This is a genomic window from Streptomyces sp. NPDC047130, from assembly GCF_040643475.1.
Lineage (GTDB): Bacteria > Actinomycetota > Actinomycetes > Streptomycetales > Streptomycetaceae > Streptomyces.
In genome coordinates, this window is record NZ_JBEYUK010000015.1 from 103,490 (window position 1) to 119,335 (window position 15,846).

The window sequence follows — 15,846 nt, forward strand, 5'->3', positions numbered from 1 at the left end:
TCCGCGTCCCCGTTCAGCCTTTGATCACGCGTCAGCCTGCGAGGTTGTCCGCCAGTTCCTCGGACAGACCGGCCTCCGTACCAGGGATTCCGAGGTCGGAAGCGCGCTTGTCCGCCATCGCCAGCAGGCGTCGGATCCGGCCGGCCACCGCGTCCTTGGTGAGCGGCGGATCGGCGAGCGCGCCGAGCTCCTCCAGGGAGGCCTGCTTGTGCTCCATGCGCAGCCGTCCGGCCGCCGCGAGGTGCTCGGGCACCTCCTCGCCGAGGATCTCCAGGGCGCGCTGCACCCGGGCCCCGGCGGCCACCGCGGCGCGGGCCGAGCGGCGCAGGTTGGCGTCGTCGAAGTTGGCCAGCCGGTTGGCGGTGGCGCGGACCTCGCGGCGCATCCGCCGCTCCTCCCACGCGAGCACCGACTCGTGCGCCCCCAGCCGCGTCAACAGCGCGCCGATGGCATCACCGTCACGGACGACGACCCGGTCGACGCCGCGGACCTCGCGGGCCTTGGCCGCGATCGACAGCCGCCGGGCCGCGCCCACCAGGGCGAGGGCCGCCTCGGGACCGGGGCAGGTGACCTCCAGCGAGGAGGAGCGGCCGGGCTCGGTCAGCGACCCGTGCGCCAGGAAGGCGCCGCGCCAGGCCGCCTCGGCGTCGCAGGTGGCGCCGGAGACGACCTGCGGGGGAAGTCCGCGGATCGGGCGGCCGCGGCCGTCGACCAGTCCCGTCTGCCGGGCGAGCTGGTCACCGCCCGCGACCACCCGCACCACGAACCGCGAGCCGCGGCGCAGGCCGCCGGGAGCCATCACGATCAGTTCGGAACTGTGGCCGAAGATCTCCAGGATGTCGCGCTTGAGGCGCCGGGCCGCCATGGCGGTGTCCAGCTCGGCCTCGATCACGATGCGCCCGCTCACCAGGTGAAGGCCGCCGGCGAACCGCAGCAGGGCGGAGACCTCCGCCTTTCTGCAGCACGTCCGGGTGACGGGGAGCCGTGAGATCTCGTCCTTCACAGCCGGCGTCATCGCCATGGGCCGATCCTTCCATGCATCCGAAAAATACGGTCGTACGCGGCTGCCAACAGCTCCGGATCGTGCCGGGGGGTTCCGTCGGTCCGGGCCACGGGGGCCAGCTCGACCGCCGCGCCGACCCGCTTGGCGGCCGCGGCGAGCGCTTCGCTGTCGGGCACGGCGGCCTCGTCGGCCAGCACCACGTCCAGGGCGAGTTTAGGGGCGTGTCGTGCCAAAACCTCCACATGACGCTGCGGGGAGAAGCCTTCGGTTTCTCCCGGCTGGGGCGCGAGGTTCAGCGAGAGCACCCGGCGCGCGCGGGTCTGCGTCAGGGCCTCGAGGAGTTCCGGGACCAGAAGGTGCGGGATCACGGACGAGAACCAGGAGCCCGGTCCGAGGACCACCCAGTCGGCGTCCAGCACGGCCTCCACGGCCTCCGGGACGGCCGGCGGGTCGTGCGGGACCAGGTGCACGGACTGCACCTCGCCGGGGGTCAGCGCCACCGTGGCCTGCCCCCGGACGGTGTCCACGTCGTCCGGGCGCGCCGGGTCGTGGCCCCTCACCAGGGCCTGGAGCTCCAGCGGCACCGCGGACATCGGCAGCACCCGGCCGTTCGCGCCGAGCAGCCGGCCCACCAGGTCGAGCGCCTGCACGTGGTCGCCGAGCTGCTCCCAGAGGGCCACGATCAGCAGGTTGCCGACGGCGTGGCCGTGCAGGTCGCCCTCGGTCTGGAAGCGGTGCTGGATGACCCGGGCCCAGGTCTGGCCCCAGTCGTCGTCCCCGCACAGCGCGGCCAGCGCCTTGCGCAGGTCGCCGGGCGGCAGCACGCCCAGTTCCTGGCGCAGCCGGCCGCTGGAACCGCCGTCGTCGGCCACGGTGACCACGGCGGTCAGGTCGCCGGTGATCCGGCGGAGCGCGGCCAGCGAGGCGGACAGGCCCATGCCCCCGCCCAGGGCGACCACCTTGGGCTGGGCGCCGCGCCGGCGGGGGCGGGCTCCCCTGACCTCGGCGGGTGCGCGCACGGCGGTCCCGGCCTCCCGGCGGAAGGCGGGGGCGGCCGTGCGGCGCAGGCCCCGGAGGCGCGGGGTGTGGTGTCTCATTCGCGTCCCATGTCCCGGTGGACGACCACCGTCTCGACCCCGTCCGCGGCCAGGCGCTTGGCGAGCTTCTCGGACATGGCGACCGAGCGGTGCTTGCCGCCGGTGCAGCCGACGGCCACGGTGACGTACCGCTTGCCCTCGCGGCGGTAGCCGGCCGCGATCATGTGCAGCAGCTCGGTGTACCGGTCGAGGAACTCCTTGGCGCCGGGCTGCGAGAAGACGTAGGAGGACACCTCCTCGTTGAGGCCGGTGTACGGGCGCAGCTCCGGCACCCAGTGCGGGTTGGGCAGGAAGCGCATGTCCACGACGAGGTCGGCGTCGACGGGCAGGCCGTACTTGAAGCCGAACGACATCACGGTGGCCCGCAGCTCGGGCTCCTCGTCGCCGGCGAACTGGGCGTCCATCTTGGCGCGGAGCTGGTGCACGTTGAGGCCGGAGGTGTCGATCACCAGGTCGGCGTCGCCGCGCAGCTCGCGCAGGAGTTCGCGCTCGGCGGCGATGCCGTCGACGATGCGGCCGTCGCCCTGCAGCGGGTGCGGGCGGCGCACCGACTCGAAGCGGCGCACCAGGGCGTCGTCGGAGGACTCGAGGAACACGAAGCGCCGCTTGACCTGGCGGGCGTCCAGCTCGGCGAGGGACTCGCGGAGGTTGTCGAAGAAGCGGCGCCCGCGGACGTCGACGACCACGGCGATCCGCGCGACGTTGCCCTGGCTGCGGGCGCCCAGCTCCACCATGGTGGGGATCAGGGCGGGCGGCAGGTTGTCGACGACGAACCAGCCGAGGTCCTCCAGGCACTTCGCCGCGGTGGACCGGCCCGCGCCGGACATCCCGGAGATGATCACCAGCTCCGGGGTGGCCGGCTCGGCCGGCACCTGGGGCGTCTCCTCCGCCGTCGTCACCTCGGCCGCTCCGTCGTCCGTCCGGGCGGTCTGCCCTGGCTGTTGCTGCGTCATGCGTGTTGCCCCCGTCTCTCGTCCTTGCTGTCCGGGGCCCCTTCCGGGTCCCCGCCGCGCGCCTTCCCGCCCGCGTCCTCCGCCAAGCCTTCACCTCGGCCGCCCGGGTGATCCCGCGCCTCGCCGGCCGGGTCCGCGGGCGGCGCCGCTTCTGCGGGCCGCGCCGGTGCGTGCGGCGTGTCGTCGAGGATCTCCCCGGTCGCCATGTTGACGGCGGGACCGCCCGGCTCGGCGGCGGCGAGCACCGCGGCGACCGTCTCCGCCGTCTTGCGGCCTATCCCGGGGACCTCCTGGATCTGGTCGATCGTGGCCGCCCGCAGCCGCTTCACGGACCCGAAGTGCTTGAGCAGCGCCTGCTTGCGGGTCTCCCCGAGGCCGGGGACGCTGTCCAGCGGTCCGGACCGCAGCCGCTTGGCCCGCTTGCCCCGCTGGTAGGTGATCGCGAACCGGTGCGCCTCGTCGCGCACCCGCTGCAGCAGGTACAGCCCCTCGCTGGTGCGCGGCAGCACCAGTGGGTCCTCCTCGTCGGGGACCCAGACCTCCTCCAGCCGCTTGGCCAGCCCGCACACGGCGACGTCGTCGATGCCCAGCTCGTCCAGCGCCCGGCGCGCAGCGGCGACCTGCGGGCGCCCGCCGTCGACGACCACCAGCTGCGGCGGGTAGGCGAAGCGCCGAGGCCGCCCGTCCTCCTCCAGGGCGGAGGCCGTCACCTCGCCGCCGACGGCACCGTCGGCCCACTCGCCGGTGCGCTCCTTCTCGACCAGGTAGCGCCGGAACCGCCGGAAGATCACCTCGTGCATGGAGCGGACGTCGTCCTGCCCCTGGAAGCCCTTGATCTCGAAGCGCCGGTACTCGCTCTTGCGCTGGAGTCCGTCCTCGAAGACGACCATCGACGCGACCACGTCCTCACCCTGGAGGTGGGAGATGTCGTAGCACTCGATGCGCAGCGGAGCGCTGTCCAGGCCGAGCGCCTCGGCGATCTCCTCCAGGGCGCGGGAGCGGGTGGTCAGGTCGGAGGCGCGCTTGGTCTTGTGCAGCGCGAGCGCCTGCCCGGCGTTCCGCGTCACCGTCTCCATCAGCGCCTTCTTGTCGCCGCGCTGCGGCACCCGCAGCGAGACGTGCGCGCCGCGCCGGCCGGTGAGCCAGTCCTGCACCGGCTCCAGCGGCTCGGGCAGCGCGGTGACCAGGACCTCCCGGGGAACCGCGTCGCCGGCCTCCTCGCCGTAGAGCTGCTGCAGGGCGTGCTCGACCAGGTCGCCGGTGGTCACGGCCTCGACCTTGTCGGTGACCCATCCGCGCTGGCCGCGGATCCGGCCGCCGCGGACGTGGAAGATCTGGACGGCCGCCTCCAGCTCGTCCTCCGCGACGGCCACCAGGTCGGCGTCGGTGGCGTCGGCGAGCACCACCGCGTTCTTCTCCATGGCCTTGCGGAGCGCGCCGATGTCGTCGCGCAGCCGGGCGGCGCGCTCGTACTCCATGTCCTCGGCGGCGTCCGCCATCTGCTGCTCGAGGCGGCGCAGGTAGGTGCCGGTGCGGCCGCCCACGAACTCGCAGAACTCCTCGGCGAGGTCGCGGTGGTCCTCGGGCGAGATCCGGCCGACGCACGGCGCGGAGCACTTGTCGATGTAGCCGAGCAGGCAGGGCCGTCCGGTGCGCGCGGCGTTCTTGAAGACGCCGGCCGAGCAGGTGCGCACCGGGAAGACCCGCAGCATCAGGTCGACGGTGTCGCGGATCGCCCAGGCGTGCCCGTACGGCCCGAAGTACCGCACGCCCTTCTTCTTCTGCCCGCGCATCACCTGGACGCGCGGGAACTCCTCGTTCATCGTCACCGCGAGGTAGGGGTAGCTCTTGTCGTCGCGGTACTTGACGTTGAACCGGGGGTCGAACTCCTTGATCCAGGTGTACTCGAGCTGCAGGGCCTCCACCTCGGTGGAGACCACGGTCCACTCCACGGACGCGGCCGTGGTGACCATGCTCCGGGTCCGGGGGTGCAGGTTCGCGAGGTCCTGGAAGTAGCTGGCCAGCCGCTGGCGCAGGCTCTTCGCCTTGCCGACGTAGATCACCCGGCGGTGCTCGTCGCGGAAGCGGTACACCCCGGGGGTGTCCGGAATCTCCCCCGGACGGGGGCGGTAGCTGGAGGGGTCGGCCATGCCCCCAACCCTACTGGGGGCCTCTGTCAGGACGCCTTGCCCGTGACGATCTTGCCGTTCCGCACCTCGACGGGCACTTCGGTGAGCGGAACCGTCGCCGGCGGGTTGAGCACCTGACCGCTTTCGGCGTCGAAGCGGCTGCCGTGGCAGGCGCAGGTGAGGGTGGTCTTCTCCAGCCTGGTCATCGCGCAGCCGGCGTGGGTGCACACCGTGCTCCACGCCTTGAGCGCCCCGTCGTCGGTCCGGGTGACGACGACCTTCTGCTTCGCGTAGAGCTTGACCGAGCCGGCGGGCACGTCGCCCTCGGGCCCGAGTTCCGTGCCGGTCCCGGGGGTCGCGGCCGAGGTGTCGCGGCTCTCCTCGGCCCCGGCGCAGCCCGCGAGGGCGAGGCCCGCGACGGGGGTCAGCGCGGCGCCCCGCAGAACGGTGCGGCGGCGGAGGTCGTCACTGCCGGACATGCGAAGCTCCCGTGGTCGGCGTGGAGTCTGCCGCGCCCGACGATACCGGGGGCCCTCGGGTGTGCGAGCGTGGGCCCGTCCCTGCCGTGTCCCTCCGCCGAAGGAGCCGCCCGTGATCGTCGTCGCCGGTGAGGCCCTGATCGACCTGGTGCCCCACGAGTCGGGCCCGCTGTCCCCGCTGCGGCCGGTGCCGGGCGGGGGGCCGTTCAACACGGCGGTGGCGCTCGGCCGGCTGGGCGCCGGGGTGGCGTTCTGCTCGCGGATCTCCACGGACGGGTACGGGGAGGCGCTGCTGGAGGCGCTGCGGGCCTCGGGGGTGGACACGGGGCCGGTGCAGCGGGGGCCGGAACCGACCACGCTGGCGCTGGCCCGGCTGGACGAGGACGGGTCGGCCTCGTACGCGTTCTACGTGGAGGGCACCGCGGACCGCCTGTTCGAGGCGCCCCGGGCGCTGCCGGCGGGGACGCGGGCGGTGTCCTTCGGCACCTGCTCCCTGGTCCTGGAGCCGGGGGCGAGCTCCTACGAGGAGCTGCTGCGGGCCTCGGCGGCGCGGGGGCTGTTCACCGTGCTGGACCCCAATGTCCGGCCCGGGTTGATCCCCTCCCCCGGTGCCTACCGGGAGCGGTTCCGGTCCTGGCTCGGCTCGGTGTCGCTGCTCAAGCTGTCCGAAGAGGACGCGCGGTGGCTGGGCGGCACGCCGCGGGAGTGGGCGGCGGCCGGGCCGGGGGCGGTGGTGCTCACCCGGGGCGCGGCCGGGCTCACGGTGGTGACGCGGGAGGGGCTGGAGCTGTCCGCGCCGGCGCCGCGGGTGCCGGTGGCCGACACCATCGGGGCGGGCGACACGGTCACGGCGGCGCTGCTGCACGGGCTGACCCGGCGGGGGGCGCTCACGCCCGCGCATCTCGCCGCGCTGGACACCGAGGACTGGCGTGACCTCCTCGGCCTCGCCACCCGCGCCGCCGCCGTCACTTGCACCCGCCCCGGCGCCCAGCCCCCCACCGCCGCGGAGCTGGGCCTCTGACCCTCCCCTCCCCCGGGCGCGGCGTCCCTCGTGACCGCCGTCCTGGCGGCGAGGCAGGACGCCGGGGCAGGGCGGCCAGGCAGGGCGGCCAGGCAGGCGAACGGCCCCCGCTCCGCAGGGAACGGGGGCCGTGGGGTGGTGCCGGGGCCGTGCAGTGGCGCCTCAGGACTTGCGGGACGCGGCACGGGAGGCGGCGCGCTTGCGCGGCTTGGCCGCCGGGGACGCGTCGCTGACCCGGTCCCCGAGGATCTCCCGGAGGAACTTGCCGGTGTGGCTGGCCGGCACCCCGGCCACCTCCTCCGGCGTGCCCTCGGCGACCACGGTGCCGCCGCCGGAACCGCCCTCGGGCCCCATGTCGACGACCCAGTCGGCGGTCTTGATCACATCGAGGTTGTGCTCGATGACGATCACCGTGTTGCCCTTCTCGACCAGGCCGTTGAGCACCTTCAGCAGCTTGCTGATGTCCTCGAAGTGCAGACCGGTGGTCGGCTCGTCGAGCACGTACACCGTCCGCCCGTTGGAACGCCGCTGCAGCTCCGTGGCCAGCTTGACGCGCTGCGCCTCGCCGCCGGAGAGCGTGGTGGCGGACTGGCCGAGCCGGACGTAGCCGAGGCCGACCTCGTTGAGCGTGCGCAGGTGACGGGAGATCCCGGGGATCGCCTCGAAGAAGTCCAGCGCCTCGTCGATCGGCATGTTGAGGACCTCGGCGATGTTCTTCCCCTTGTAGTGCACCTCGAGCGTCTCCCGGTTGTACCGGGCGCCGTGGCACACCTCGCACGGGACGTACACGTCCGGGAGGAAGTTCATCTCGATCTTGATCGTGCCGTCGCCGGAGCAGTTCTCGCAGCGGCCGCCCTTGACGTTGAAGGAGAAGCGGCCGGGCAGGTAGCCCCGGACCTTCGCCTCGGTGGTCTCGGCGAACAGCTTGCGGATGTGGTCGAAGACGCCGGTGTAGGTCGCCGGGTTGGACCGCGGGGTGCGGCCGATGGGCGACTGGTCGACGTGCACGACCTTGTCGACCAGGTCGTCGCCCTCCACCCGGGTGTGGCGGCCCGGCACCCGGCGGGCGCCGTTGAGCTCGCGCGCCAGGTGGGTGTAGAGGATGTCGTTGACCAGCGTCGACTTGCCGGAGCCGGAGACGCCCGTGACGGCGGTGAAGACGCCCAGCGGGAAGGCGACGTCGACGTCCTTCAGGTTGTTCTCGCGGGCCCCGCGCACGGTCAGCTGCCGCGCGGGGTCGAGCGGACGGCGCACGTCCGGCACCGGGATGGCCTTGCGGCCGGAGAGGTACTGGCCGGTCTCGGACTTGGCGTTGGCCAGCAGTTCCTCGAGGGAGCCGCTGTGCACCACCGTGCCGCCGTGCTCGCCGGCGCCGGGGCCGACGTCGACGATCCAGTCGGCCGCCTTCATGGTGTCCTCGTCGTGCTCCACCACGATCAGGGTGTTGCCCATGTCGCGGAGCCGGACCAGGGTCTCGATCAGGCGGTGGTTGTCCCGCTGGTGGAGGCCGATGGACGGCTCGTCGAGCACGTAGAGCACGCCGACCAGGCCGGAGCCGATCTGCGTGGCGAGGCGGATGCGCTGGGCCTCGCCGCCGGAGAGCGTGCCGGCGGCGCGGTTGAGGGAGAGGTAGTCCAGGCCGACGTCGACCAGGAAGCGCAGGCGCTCGTTGACCTCCTTGAGGACCCGCTCGGCGATCTTCTTCTCCCGCCCGGTCAGCTTGAGGGCGGCCAGGAACTCGGCGCACTCGCTGATCGAGAGGGAGGAGATCTCGGCGATGGACTTCCCGCTGACCGTGACCGCGAGGACGATCGGCTTCAGGCGGGCGCCCTCGCAGGTGGGGCAGGGCACCTCGCGCATGTAGCCCTCGAAGCGCTCGCGGCTGTTGTCCGTCTCCGCGTCCTCGTGCCGGCGCTTGACGAACGGGACGGCGCCCTCGAACGGCGTGGTGTAGCGGCGCTCGCGCCCGTACCGGTTGCGGTAGCGGACGTCGATCTGGGTCTTGTGGCCGTGCAGCAGGGCCTTCTTCGCGCGGGCGGGCAGCCCGGCGAAGGGGATGTCGGTGCGGAAGCCCAGGGCGTCGGCGAGCGCGTCGACCAGGCGGCCGAAGTACTCCTTGGCGTGCCCCGCGGACCACGGGTGGATGGCGCCCTCCTCGAGCGTCTTCTCCGGGTCCGGGACGATCAGCTCGGGGTCGACCTCCATGCGCGTGCCGATGCCGGAGCAGTCGGGGCAGGCGCCGAAGGGCGAGTTGAAGGAGAAGGAGCGCGGCTCCAGCTCCTCGAAGGAGAGGTCGTCGTACGGGCAGTACAGGTGCTCCGAGAACATCCGCTCGCGCTCGGGGTCGTCGGCCGGGAGGTCGACGAAGTCGAGGACGACCATGCCGCCGGAGAGGCCGAGGGCCGTCTCCACCGAGTCGGTCAGGCGGCGCTTGGCGGAGCTCTTCACCGTGAGGCGGTCGACGACCACCTCGATGGTGTGCTTCTCCTGCTTCTTCAGCTTCGGCGGGTCGGAGAGCTGGACCGTCTCGCCGTCCACCCGAGCGCGGCTGTAGCCCTTGGTCTGGAGGTCGGCGAAGAGGTCGACGAACTCGCCCTTGCGCTCGCGCACCAGCGGGGACAGCACCTGGAACCGGCTGCCCTCGGGGAGCTCGAGGACCCTGTCCACGATGGCCTGGGGCGACTGGCGGGAGATGGGGCGGCCGCACTCGGGACAGTGCGGCTTGCCGATCCGCGCGAACAGCAGCCGGAGGTAGTCGTAGACCTCGGTGATGGTGCCGACCGTGGAACGCGGGTTGCGCGAGGTCGACTTCTGGTCGATGGAGACCGCCGGGGAGAGGCCTTCGATGAAGTCCACGTCCGGCTTGTCCATCTGGCCCAGGAACTGCCGGGCGTAGGAGGAGAGCGACTCCACGTAGCGCCGCTGGCCCTCGGCGAAGATCGTGTCGAAGGCCAGGGAGGACTTGCCGGAACCCGACAGACCCGAGAAGACGATGAGCGAGTCGCGCGGCAGGTCGAGCGAGACGTTCTTCAGGTTGTGCTCGCGCGCGCCACGGACGATGAGACGGTCGGCCACGCCGTTCCGCACCTTTCTTGGGGGGAGAGGACAGGGGCGGGACCCCCGTCCTTTTCAGCGTAGGGGGAGCCTCTGACAACACCGGGGGCTTCACCGGTTTCCGCCCTCTACAACAAATCGGACGCTTCCGGCGTTCCCGGTGTGGGCTACCGAGCTTATAGCACGCGCATTCGATTCCGAGGGGATCCCTTCCCGCTTCACCCGAACGTGTCGGAGCGGGCCGCTATAGGCTGCGAACATGACGTACACCGGAGCGGTGAAGGTCGGCGGCCCGGCCGATGTGCACGAGCTGCAGGACCTGATGATCACCAAGATCGCGGTCGGCCCCATGGACAACAACGCGTACCTGCTGCGCTGCCGGGCCACGGACGAGCAGCTGCTGATCGACGCGGCCGCCGACGCCCGGACCCTGCTCGGCAGCATCGGCGACGACTCGATCGCCTCGGTCGTCACCACCCACCGCCACCCCGACCACTGGCAGGCGCTCGCCGAGGTGGTGGCCGCCACCGGCGCGCGCACCTACGCCGGCCGGGAGGACGCCGAGGGCATCCCGGTCCCGACCGACGTGCCGGTCGACGACGGCGACGTGATCCGGGTGGGGCGGGTCGAGCTCGTCGTCCGGCACCTGGTGGGGCACACGCCCGGCTCCGTCGCGCTGGTCTACGACGACCCGCACGGCCACCCGCACGTCTTCACCGGCGACTGCCTGTTCCCGGGCGGCGTGGGCAACACGCGCAAGGACCCGGAGGCGTTCGCCAGCCTGATCCACGACGTCGAGACCAAGCTGTTCGACGTCCTGCCCGACGAGACCTGGGTGTACCCGGGCCACGGCGACGACACCACCCTCGGCGCCGAGCGCCCGCACCTGCCGGAGTGGCGCGCCCGCGGCTGGTGACCTCAGGCCTCCGCGACGCCCTTCCCGACCAGCGCGGCGACGCGCTCGACGGCGAAGACGTAGCCCTGCAGTCCGCAGCCGGCGATCACCCCGTCCGCCCGCCGCGAGACGTAGGAGTGGTGCCGGAACTCCTCGCGGCGGTGGATGTTGGAGATGTGGACCTCCACCACCGGCAGGCCGTCACAGGCGTTGAGGGCGTCGAGGATGCCGACCGAGGTGTGCGAGTAGGCGGCGGGGTTGATCACGATGCCGCAGTGGTTCTGCCGGGCCTCGTGGATCCAGTCGATGAGTTCGCCCTCGTGGTTGGACTGGCGCAGGTCGACGGTGCCGCCGTGGGCGGCCGCCGCCTCGGCGCACATCGCCTCCACGTCGGCGAGGGTGCCGGTGCCGTACACGTCCACCTGGCGCCGGCCGAGCAGGTTCAGGTTCGGCCCGTTGAGGATCATGACGGGGGCGTCGGCGAGCGTGCGGGGCATGGGCGGACCTCCGGTGCGTCGGACTGGTGCGATCGGCTCCGAAGGGTCTATCACGGCCCGCTCAGGGGATGACGGACAGTTCCAGATACGCGGCGAGAATCGCCAGGTGCAGGCCCGCCTGGAGCGGCGTGGCCCGTCCGGGGGCGATGGTCAGGGTGCCGACCAGGACGGTCAGCGCGAGCAGCACCATGTGGGTGGCGCCCAGCCCCAGGAGCAGCGGCCCGCTGAGCCAGATCGACGCCACGGCGACGGCCGGGATGGTCAGGCCGATGCTGGCCATGGCGGAGCCGAGGGCGAGATTGAGGCTGGTCTGCACCCGGTCCCGGCGGGCGGCGTGCACCGCGGCGATGGTCTCGGGCGCGAGCACCAGCAGGGCGATGACCACACCGACCACCGCGTGCGGCATCCCGACGGCCTCCACCCCGCTCTCGATGGTGGGCGAGACGCCCTTGGCGAGTCCGACCACGCCGATCAGGGCCATCAGCAGCAGGCCCACGCTGATCAGCGCCGTGCGCGCGGAGGGCCGGTCGGCGTGGTCGTCCTCGGTGAGGACGCCGCCCTCGCGGGCCACCGGCAGGAAGTAGTCGCGGTGCCGCCGCGTCTGGGTGGCGACGTAGAGGCCGTAGAGCACGAGCGCCGCGACGGCGGCGAACACCAGCTGGGCGCCGCTGAACTCCGGGCCGGGCGCGCTGGAGGTGAAGTTGGGCAGGACCAGGCTGAGGGTGGCCAGGGTGGCCACCGTGGCGAGAGCGGCACCGGTGCCCTCGGAGTTGAAGATGGCGGTGCGGTGCCGCAGCGAGGCGACCAGCAGGCTGATGCCGACGATGCCGTTGAGGGTGATCATCACGGCCGCGAAGACCGTGTCGCGGGCGAGGGTGGCGCTCTGCTCACCGCCTCCCGCCATCAGCATGACGATCAGGCCGACCTCGATGACCGTGACGGCGATCGCGAGGATCAGCGAGCCGAACGGCTCGCCCACCCGGTGGGCTATCACCTCGGCGTGGTGGACCGCGGCGAGCACCGCGCCGGCCAGCGCCAGGGTCATCAGCGCGACCATCACCCCCGGGACCGAGCGCCCCCAGGTGAGGATGAGCAGAACGACGGAGAGGACCGGCGCGGCTGTCGCCCAGGTGGACCCGGAGGGTCGCTTGCGGGCAGACAGGAATTTCATGCGCCGATCCTCTCAATCGTTGGTCAGGTCCGCACCGTGAGCCACGGCCCGGCCGGCGGGGCATCCGCCGGCCGGGACCCGCGCTCAGGCGCCGGTGGTGTCGGCCGAAACCTCCGCCTTCGCCTTCTTCCGGTTGGCCATCAGGCTGGTGATCGTGGTGATCACCAGGACGGAGCAGATGACGCCCAGGGAGACCGGGATGGAGATCTCCGGGACGTGCACCCCGGACTCGTGCAGCGCGTGCAGCACCAGCTTCACGCCGATGAAGCCGAGGATCACGGACAGGCCGTACGACAGGTGGACCAGCTTCTCGAGCAGTCCGCCGATCAGGAAGTACAGCTGACGCAGACCCATCAGGGCGAAGGCGTTGGCGGTGAAGACGATGTACGGGTCCTGGGTCAGGCCGAAGATCGCGGGGATCGAGTCCAGCGCGAACAGCACGTCGGTGGTGCCGATGGCCAGGATGACGACCATCATCGGCGTCATGACCCGCTTGCCGTTCTCACGGATCCACAGCTTGGTGCCGTGGTAGCGGTCGGCCACGCCGAAGCGGCGCTCCGCGGCCTTGAGGAGACGGTTCTCCTCGAACTCCTCCTCCTCGTCCTTGGCCCGCGCCTCCTGGATGAGCTTCCAGGCGGTGTAGATCAGGAACGCGCCGAAGATGTAGAACACCCAGGAGAAGCTGCTGATGATCGCGGCACCGGCCGCGATGAACACGGCCCGCAGCACCAGGGCGATCAGCACACCGATCAGCAGCACCCGCTGCTGGTACTGCGACGGAACCGCGAACTTCGCCATGATCAGGACGAAGACGAACAGGTTGTCGACGCTGAGCGACTTCTCGGTCACGAAGCCCGCGAAGAACTCACCGGCGGGCGCACCGCCGGCGAAGACGAGCAGACCGAGGCCGAACAGGATCGCGAGGCCGATCCAGACGGCGGTCCATATGCCCGCCTCCTTGATCGACACGTCATGCGGCTTGCGGCCGATGAAGAAGTCGGCGCCGATGAAGATGGCCAGTACGGCCACCGTGGCAACCCACAGAGACATGGAAACTTCCACAGACACCTCCGGTCACAGAGAGAAACCGGAGGTCTCTTCCACCCGCGGCCTGGACCACGGGCCGACGCCCCGGGCTCGGGACTTCTGGCCCGAGCCGTATTGACGGGAACGCCGCAGCAGACAGGGAGTACTCCCCTCCGTCCGTCCGAAGGTACACCAACGGCCAAGGAAAGGTAAAGGGCGTCTTTACCTTTCCTTGGTACCGCTTTGCCTACGGGGAGTCACCGCCGACGGGCGGCGGCCACACTGTCCAGCACCCGCTCCAGGGTGGCGCCGTCCCGGGGCGGCAGGGACGGCTCGTAGGTCCAGGCGTGACAGACCCACGGGTCGGCGAGGTGGTCCTCGGGCACCGGGGTGAGGCGCAGCAGCGACCTCCACAGCGGATCGAGGAGGGCGCCGAACCCGGCCGCGTCCTCCCGGTCGGCCACCACCAGCAGGTGGACGCCGGCCCGCGGTCCCTCGTCGGCGAGGTAGCGCAGGGCGGTGACGGCCCGGTCGTCGAAGGCGTGCGGGAAGTCGTGGACGATCAGCAGCCGTTGCGACAGGTCCGTGCCGGGCGGCAGCGACTCGGCGGCTCCGGCCCGCACGGCCATCTGCACCAGGTCGACGTGTCCGGCGAGGCGGGTGAGCAGCCCGGAGACGCCGCCGGGGCCGACGGCGGGGGGTTCGGCGAGCACGCCGCTGCGGGAGAGCGGGGAGAGCGACCGGGCGCCCGCGCCGGCGGCGTCGATGACGTGGACCGTGAAGTCGCCGGGCGGGTGCGCGGCCAGCAGCCGGGCGGCCAGTGCGACGGCCATGTCCAGCGCGAGGCGGTGCCGCTCCTCGGGGGTGACGAGGAGGCTCTCGGCGCCTCGGCCCTGGCCGCTGTCGATCCACAGGCCGCGCTCCAGCGGCAGCCTGAGCAGCAGGGGTATGCGCAGGTCACCGCTCTCCGGGAGGCTGAGGTCGCCCAGGCGCAGCGCCAGCGGCTGCTCCTCGGGAGCGCGGTAGGCGGCCCACACCGGGCTCTCCCAGCGCGCGTACGCCGGGGGAAGCGCCGGTTCGACCACCTCGGACTCGGCCCTGAGCTGGCCGAGCTGCTGGTCGAGGACCTGCTGGGCGCGCTGCACGAGCTCCTCGCGGCGGGCGCGGGCCTCCCGGCGGACCCGGTCGACCGAACCGTCGGCCCGGACGCGGTAGTCGCCCAGCACCCCGTCGAGCTCCTGGTCGAGCCGTTCGTCGGCGAACTCCACGGCGCCGCGGTGGGCGGCCACGGCCCGGGCGAGGTCCTCGAACATGCCCCAGACCTGGTTGTAGAGCCGTTCCTCCATGGACCATCCGGCGGCGTCGCCCGCCACCGGGACGTCCTGCGCCGTGGGGCCGCCGGGCGGGTCGTCCTGGCGGCGCGGATGCCGGTAGTCGACCCGCTGCCCGCCGCCGGGGGTGGCGGGCGGCTGCGCGTCCGGGGCTCCGGGCACGGTTCCGGCGGGCGCCGCGGTCGAGGCGGGCGCCGCGGGCCCGGTGGGCGGCAGGGGCGGGGTGGGCCCGGCGGGCGTCGCGTGGGGCGTGGCGGCGGGGTCCGGAAGCGGGTGCACGCCCGCGGCGGCCGCCGTACCGGCGCCGTCCGTGCCGCCCCGGCCGGGGTGCTGGTAGTCCACCCCGCGGTCACCGGCGCCCGCGGGGGACTCCGCGGGCGCCGGACCGGGGTCCGGGGAGGGCACGGTCCGCGCCCCCGCACCGTCGCCGAGGTGCGCCGCACCGGCCGGGACACCGGTGCCGGTGCCGCCCGCCGGGTACGGCGGCGGTGTGGCGTTGCCGGTGGCCGCCGGGCCGGCGGCGGGCACGCCGCCGGACGCGGCCACGGTCCCGTCCGGCGCCGGGGCGGCCTCTCCCGGGCCGCCCGCGGCGACGACGGAGGGGGCGCCCGGGGACGGCAGGAGCCAGTCGCCGTCCGTGACGGCCGGTGCGGCGAGGCGCCGGGCGTCGGCGGCGGTCAGACCGTGGTCGGCCAGCAGGGCCTCCAGCCCCGCGGCGTACCCCTGGCCCACCGCGCGGACCTTCCAGCCGCCCTGCCTCCGGTACAGCTCCAGCGCGACGACCGCGCACTCGCTGTCCAGCCCGGTGATCGTGTAGCTGACCAGCGGCGACCCCGAGGCGCCGCCGGCCACCACGGTGACCGGAGCCGGCCCGCCCCCGAAGCGCTGCCCGGCGGGCAGCGCCAGCAGGATCCCGACCCGGTGGACCGTCTCCGGCAGCGCGGCGAGGTCCACGGCCACCCGGTGTCCACCGTCGTCGCCCGGATGCGGCAGGCCCACCCCGGGCGGCCCGGCGGGTCCTCCGGGCAGGACGACGCCCTCGACCCCGGAGAGGCGGCCCTGTTCGTCGGTCAGGACCGCGCCCACGGTGACCGGGCGGCCGGCCGACACGCGGACCTCCGGTCGGGGCTCGGTGAGCGGATGGTTCTGGCCCCGCACCAGCTCGGCCGTCATCGCGGTGTTTCCCTTTC

General features: G+C 73.0%; 12 protein-coding genes. 2 read left to right on the forward strand and 10 right to left on the reverse strand.

What is annotated here, in order from left to right; all coding sequences use genetic code 11:
- Positions 1–31: 31 nt before the first annotated feature.
- From whiA to ABZ836_RS19415, 5 genes are read right to left on the reverse strand one after another with little or no spacing between them, the layout of a single operon-like run.
- Positions 32–1,021: a DNA-binding protein WhiA gene (gene whiA, locus ABZ836_RS19395; protein ID WP_356131032.1), complete on the reverse strand. Its 990-nt coding sequence runs from the start codon at positions 1,019–1,021 to the stop codon at positions 32–34.
- Positions 1,012–2,100, reverse strand: a complete 1,089-nt coding sequence (yvcK, locus tag ABZ836_RS19400) for a uridine diphosphate-N-acetylglucosamine-binding protein YvcK (RefSeq protein WP_356131030.1) — start codon at positions 2,098–2,100, stop codon at positions 1,012–1,014. Before yvcK ends, whiA begins: the two co-directional genes overlap by 10 nt.
- The gene (gene rapZ / locus ABZ836_RS19405) at positions 2,097–3,053 is read right to left on the reverse strand and encodes an RNase adapter RapZ (protein ID WP_356131028.1); all 957 of its coding nucleotides are present in this window, start codon (positions 3,051–3,053) and stop codon (positions 2,097–2,099) included. Before rapZ ends, yvcK begins: the two co-directional genes overlap by 4 nt.
- Positions 3,050–5,203: an excinuclease ABC subunit UvrC gene (gene uvrC, locus ABZ836_RS19410; protein ID WP_361143723.1), complete on the reverse strand. Its 2,154-nt coding sequence runs from the start codon at positions 5,201–5,203 to the stop codon at positions 3,050–3,052. The genes rapZ and uvrC overlap by 4 nt, the downstream gene beginning before the upstream one ends.
- Positions 5,204–5,229: 26 nt before the next feature.
- Entirely contained in the window at positions 5,230–5,661 is a 432-nt protein-coding gene (locus ABZ836_RS19415) for a Rieske (2Fe-2S) protein (protein ID WP_356131024.1), read from the reverse strand.
- Between the two features lie 112 nt (positions 5,662–5,773).
- Here ABZ836_RS19415 and ABZ836_RS19420 point away from each other — a divergent pair, with 112 nt between their 5' ends.
- Entirely contained in the window at positions 5,774–6,682 is a 909-nt protein-coding gene (locus ABZ836_RS19420) for a carbohydrate kinase (RefSeq protein ID WP_361143726.1), read from the forward strand.
- Between the two features lie 162 nt (positions 6,683–6,844).
- Here the strand turns inward: ABZ836_RS19420 and uvrA are convergent, their stop codons facing one another.
- Positions 6,845–9,757, reverse strand: coding sequence for an excinuclease ABC subunit UvrA (gene uvrA, locus ABZ836_RS19425; protein WP_356131021.1), 2,913 nt, complete (start codon positions 9,755–9,757; stop codon positions 6,845–6,847).
- Between the two features lie 238 nt (positions 9,758–9,995).
- On the opposite strand from uvrA, the gene ABZ836_RS19430 reads away from it, so the two are divergent.
- Positions 9,996–10,652, forward strand: a complete 657-nt coding sequence (locus ABZ836_RS19430; protein ID WP_356131019.1) for an MBL fold metallo-hydrolase — start codon at positions 9,996–9,998, stop codon at positions 10,650–10,652.
- A 2-nt stretch (positions 10,653–10,654) separates the two neighbouring features.
- Here ABZ836_RS19430 and aroQ read toward each other — a convergent pair whose 3' ends face one another.
- The 4 genes from aroQ to ABZ836_RS19450 form a co-directional block, all read right to left on the reverse strand.
- Positions 10,655–11,128 (reverse strand): type II 3-dehydroquinate dehydratase, encoded by a 474-nt coding sequence (gene aroQ, locus ABZ836_RS19435; protein WP_361143730.1) that lies wholly within the window; start codon positions 11,126–11,128, stop codon positions 10,655–10,657.
- Between the two features lie 61 nt (positions 11,129–11,189).
- Positions 11,190–12,299, reverse strand: a complete 1,110-nt coding sequence (locus tag ABZ836_RS19440) for an ionic transporter y4hA (RefSeq protein WP_356131015.1) — start codon at positions 12,297–12,299, stop codon at positions 11,190–11,192.
- Positions 12,300–12,383: 84 nt separating this feature from the next.
- The gene (locus ABZ836_RS19445; RefSeq protein ID WP_356131014.1) at positions 12,384–13,361 is read right to left on the reverse strand and encodes a TerC family protein; all 978 of its coding nucleotides are present in this window, start codon (positions 13,359–13,361) and stop codon (positions 12,384–12,386) included.
- A 221-nt stretch (positions 13,362–13,582) separates the two neighbouring features.
- Positions 13,583–15,829: a TerD family protein gene (locus ABZ836_RS19450; RefSeq protein WP_361143735.1), complete on the reverse strand. Its 2,247-nt coding sequence runs from the start codon at positions 15,827–15,829 to the stop codon at positions 13,583–13,585.
- Between the last annotated feature and the right edge of the window lie 17 nt (positions 15,830–15,846).